The organism is Rhodococcus sp. R1101, assembly GCF_000278445.1.
Taxonomy (GTDB): domain Bacteria; phylum Actinomycetota; class Actinomycetes; order Mycobacteriales; family Mycobacteriaceae; genus Rhodococcus; species Rhodococcus gordoniae.
On record NZ_AJVB01000288.1, the window covers coordinates 1 to 4,760 of the forward strand.

The 4,760-nt window shown below is 67.7% G+C and carries 4 protein-coding genes; 1 reads left to right on the forward strand and 3 read right to left on the reverse strand.

Features of this window, described 5'->3' with window-relative positions; genetic code table 11:
* The 3 genes from R1101_RS0116070 to mdo form a co-directional block, all read right to left on the reverse strand.
* The coding region (locus R1101_RS0116070; protein WP_051017564.1) for a VWA domain-containing protein at positions 1–1,057 on the reverse strand (1,057 nt) is incomplete at its 3' end.
* 7 nt (positions 1,058–1,064) lie between these two features.
* On the reverse strand, positions 1,065–2,138 hold the full coding sequence (locus R1101_RS0116075) for a MadB family AAA-type ATPase (protein ID WP_016934404.1): 1,074 nt from the start codon (positions 2,136–2,138) through the stop codon (positions 1,065–1,067).
* Between the two features lie 79 nt (positions 2,139–2,217).
* Positions 2,218–3,489 carry an NDMA-dependent methanol dehydrogenase gene (gene mdo, locus R1101_RS0116080; RefSeq protein WP_016934405.1) on the reverse strand — a complete coding sequence of 424 codons (1,272 nt, stop codon included), beginning with the start codon at positions 3,487–3,489 and terminating at the stop codon, positions 2,218–2,220.
* A 297-nt stretch (positions 3,490–3,786) separates the two neighbouring features.
* Here mdo and R1101_RS0116085 point away from each other — a divergent pair.
* Positions 3,787–4,760, forward strand: a 974-nt coding sequence (locus tag R1101_RS0116085; protein ID WP_016934406.1) for a ferredoxin--NADP reductase, incomplete at its 3' end; no start/stop codon positions are given.

Genomic DNA, 4,760 nt, shown 5'->3' on the forward strand with positions numbered 1-4,760 from the left:
GCACCGACAGCGAGACATCCGCGAGGACGAGCAGCCGCACCCGGTCGGGACGGGGAGCACGGACGACGAGCCTGAACGGCACCCCGTCGGTCCGCATCCCCGCCCGGGCGGTCCTGCGCATGTCGAGCCGCCCGCGGGTGCGCTCACGCGGATGGGGACGGACGGGACCGCGCATCCGGCGCAACACTTCATGGCACGCGAGCTCGATCTCGGCACGGTCGATGCCGGCGGTGTCGTGCGATTCGGGTGCCTCGACGCCTTCGATCCCCGGCACCGCCGCAGCGAGCGAGGCGACGAACGCTTCGACCGCGTCGACGAGGCGCGCGAGTTGCGATTCGGAGAGGGGTTCGTCGAGAACCTCTCCCCCGTACGTGCGGTGCGGGTCGTAGGCGTCGAGCCACGCGAGGATCGTCGCCGGATCGTCCCAGGACAGCGATCCGACGACCGCGGCCCCCGGTTCACCGGACAGATCGCCCACCGTCGTGGTCGCCGCGTTCTCGACGTCGACGGTATAGGTGACGCCGCGACGACCCGAGTCCGCGCCCGTGTCCACCGACAGGTCGGCGTCGGAGGACGTCATCGACACATCGTCGTCGTCCTTGTGCGGGTTGAACCCTTTGCGGGCCTCCGGGGTGTCGAAGTGGTCGCCGACCTCGGCGGCGCGTTCGTTGTACTCGGCGTAGCGCGCGATGCTCGGATCGTCGCCGATCTCGAGCGCGGCCGGCAGCGACTCCGCGAACTGCGCCCGGGCAGGTCCACCGCCGGTCGCGGTGATCGCGGCGTCGACAGCACCGAACAACTCGTCGAAGGCACGCTCGAAACCGGCCCTCTCGTGCGGATACTTGGCGGACACCGCCCGCAGGCACGCGCGCAGTACGTCCCTTTCGCGGGCGGGAACCAGGTCGAGCACCCGGCGCACTTCGATGCTCTCGGCCGGCGACGCCGCGACACCGTGGCGGCGCAGGAGCATGCCGAACACCGCCGCCACCACGTCGAGCACGTAGCGGGGGCGACGCTCGTCGAGCGCGGTCACCCGTCCCACTCGGGATGCGTGCATCGCGGGGTCACCCCCGCAGTCCGCTACCCGCGGCGTCGCGACCGCCACCACCGCGTCCCCGGAAGACGGCGGTCGTGGTGTTCGCCGGGCGCGATGCGACCGTCACCCGTTCGTTCGACGGAACCGGTTCCGACGTCATCGGCTCTGCTGCAGCGGTTCCGGTTCCCCCATCGCCGAGTCGGGCCTTCACGAGGTCGACGTCGCCGGTGTACTTGAGCAGCGTCGCCAACAGCACGTCGCGCATGCCGCCCAGCGAATCGGGGTCGTCGGCGTCGTGCCCCATCACCGTCGCCGCACGCGCGGCGTCGATGACCTCCGAGATCGACGGGCTCTTGCGCAGAGGCAGATCCCGCAGGGTCCGGGACAGGTCGACGATCCGGTGGGCCGTTCCCGGTCGTACGTCCGGCACCCGCGCGGTGACGATCTCGCGTTCGCGTTCCGGTGTCGGGTAACCGACGTGGTAGTGCAGGCAGCGACGCTTGAGTGCCGGCGACAACTCGCGAGTGTCGTTGGAAGTCAGGATCACCCACGGTGTGGACCGGGCGGTGAACGTGCCCACCTCGGGGATCGTCACCTGCCTTTCGGCGAGTACCTCGAGCAGCAGCGCTTCCATGGATTCCTCGGTGCGGTCCACCTCGTCGACGAGCAGGACCACGGGCTCCTCGGAGAGCACGGCCTCGAGCAGCGGGCGGACCGACAGGAACGCCTCGGAGTACAGACCGAAATCCTGCTGCGCGAGGAAGTTCGACGCATCCGCGAGGTCGGTGTGGCCGGCGAGCAGTTCACCGATACGGTCGCGCAGCATCTGCACGTGCAGCAGTTGTCTGGCGTAGTCCCACTCGTACAGAGCGCGGCTGTCGTCGAGCCCTTCGTAGCACTGCAACCGCACCAGTTTCCGGCCACCGACCGCGGCGAGCGCCTTGGCCAGTTCGGTCTTGCCGACCCCGGCGGGCCCTTCGAGCAACAAGGGCCGCTCGAGTGCGGTGGCGAGGTGCACGACGGTCGCGAATTCGTCGTCGGCGATGTAGTCGTGCCGGCGCAGCGCATCCTTCAGTTCGGCGCCCGAGGCGAACGGGGTCATCCGGAGTCTCCTTCTCTGGCGTGGTCGCGGCGGAGCAGGTGCTCCCGGGGCGCAGGGGTCGCCCCGGGAGCACGGGTTCTCAGTAGGACCGGTTGATGCAGTGGTCGACCACCGGGATCATCGAGTCGACCGTGACCTCGCGGGGGTTGCCCGGGGTGCACCAGTCGCCCTGGATATGTTCGGAGATGGCCCGGACGGTCTTCTCGTCCCCGGTGATGACCTCGCCGCGACCGGCGTACTTCCCGGTGTTCATACGGTTCTTCTCGTACGAGTCGACTCGCACCTGGCCGAAGTTGTCGGGGATACCGACGTCCTTCGCGAGGCGGATCGCCGCGTCGACCGCGGCGTCGGCGGCCTGCACGGTGGTCATGTTGCGGGTGTCCACGCCCATCGCGGCGGCGATGCGGGCGTAGTGCTCGTACCGGGAGGGCAGGTTGTACTCCCATACCCGCGGCAGAGCGATCGCATTGTTGAGTCCGTGGTGGCTGTCGAAGAAGGCCGAAGTGGCGTGCGAGATCGAGTGCACGATGCCGAGGCCGCCGGAGTTGAAGGCCTGCGCGGCGATGTACTGGGCATTCATCATGCCTTCGCGGGCCTTGAGGTTGCGCGGCTCGAAGACCGCTTCGCGCAGGTGCTTCGCGACGAGCTCGATCGAGTACAGGGCGTTGCCGAGCGACGGGGCGAAGTCCAGTCGCGAGACGTACGGCTCGGAGCCGTGGGCGAGGACGTCGAAGCCGCAGTACGCGGTGAAGTGCTGGGGGCAGCTGTAGTAGAGCAGCGGGTCGTCGATCGCGAGGGTGACGATCGTGGCCTCGTCGAAGCCGACCCACTTGTGCGGGTGGTCCATGTCGGAGGTGTCGGTGATGACGTAGGCCCAGGACGTCTCGGAGCCGGTGCCGGCCGTGGTCGACACGGCGATGTGCGGCGGGTTCTCCTTGTTGGTGGACTTCGCGAAGCCCTCGAACTCGTTGATGTTGCGACCGTCGTGGGCGATCACGACACGCGCACCCTTCGCGGCGTCGTGGCTCGAGCCACCACCGACGGAGATGATCGAGTCGCACTTCTCCTTCTGGTAGAGCGCCGCGGCTTCCATGACGTTGTAGTCCTTGGGATTGGACTCGACCTTGTCGTAGAGGACGACCTCGACACCCTGGTACTCGATCTTGCCGATCAGTTCCTCGATGATCCCGGAGCCACGCAGGCCGGTGGTCATCAGCAGCGCGCGCTCGAAACCGAGGTTCTTGGCCTCGACGCCGAGGATGTCGTGGGCGCCGACACCCATCAGCGCGCGGGGAAAGGGGTGGAACTCCTTGATCGGGAAGTCCCAGATCTGATTGAGCTCGATTGCCATGGTGTATCTCCTCGCAGAGGGGTTGTACCGGACCGGGGTGTGATGTGGACCTCATCCGTGATTCACCATCGACCAGAGGCGCGAGAGGTGAAAGACACAGCGGCCGAAACCGTCCGGTCGCCGTGGGGTCACCACCCGTTCGGGTAGGGCGCCTCCCGCTGACCGGGTGGGCACCACACCCACCCGAGCGGTGCCGGTACCGTTTTCCTCATCCCATACGCGCTGGTAACCTGAATTAGAACACGTTCTAGATTCGGTCGTGCGCGGCCATCTTGCAGGAGAGGACGAGAACCACCCATGACGACTGTCGAGGTGCCCCACGGCTCACGCTCGGTGATCCTCACCGTGTCCGCCGTCGTCCAGGAGACCGCCGACACGCGGTCGATCGTGTTCGCCGTCCCGGACGAGCTGCGCGACAAATTCGCCTACAAGCCCGGCCAGTTCCTCACCCTGCGCATCCCGAGCGAACAGACGGGCTCGGTGGCCCGCTGCTACTCGCTCGCGAGCTCGCCGTACACCGACGACGCCCCCAAGGTCACCGTCAAGCGCACCTCCGACGGTTACGGCTCCAACTGGCTGTGCGACAACATCGCGGCCGGACAGACCCTCGAGGTGCTCCCTCCCGCAGGTGTCTTCACTCCGAAGTCGCTCGATCACGACTTCCTGCTCTTCGGCGCCGGCAGCGGCATCACACCGGTGATCTCGATCCTCAAGTCCGCGCTCACGCAGGGCAGTGGCAAGGTCGTGCTCGTCTACGCCAACCGTGACGAGAAGTCCGTCATCTTCGCGGAGGAGCTGCGCGCGCTCGCGGAGAAGTACCCGACGCGCCTGACCGTCGTCCACTGGCTCGAAACCGTGCAGGGCCTGCCCACGGCCGACCAGCTCGCGGCGCTCGCGGCGCCCTACGAGTCGTACGAGGCGTTCATGTGTGGTCCCGGGCCGTTCATGGACACGGTCCACCAGGCACTGAACACCGTGGGCATGCCCCGCGCCCGTGTCCATGCCGAGGTCTTCAATTCGCTCTCGGGCGATCCCTTCGCCGACCAGGCACCGGTCGAGATCAGCGACGAGGAGGCGGCCGACGCCGCGACCGTCGAGGTCGAACTCGACGGCGTGGTCCACGAGCTGTCGTGGCCGCGCAAGCAGACCCTCGTCGACATCATGCTCGCGAAAGGTCTCGACGTGCCGTACTCCTGCCAGGAGGGCGAGTGCGGCTCGTGTGCGTGCACCGTGCTCGAGGGCAAGGTCGAGATGGAGAACTGCGACGTGCT

Bases quoted from the DNA above. Each gene is read 5' to 3' on its own strand.
- mdo (WP_016934405.1), bottom strand. From the start codon at position 3,489: ATGGCAATCGAGCTCAATCAGATCTGGGACTTCCCGATCAAGGAGTTC.
- R1101_RS0116075 (WP_016934404.1), bottom strand. From the start codon at position 2,138: ATGACCCCGTTCGCCTCGGGCGCCGAACTGAAGGATGCGCTGCGCCGG.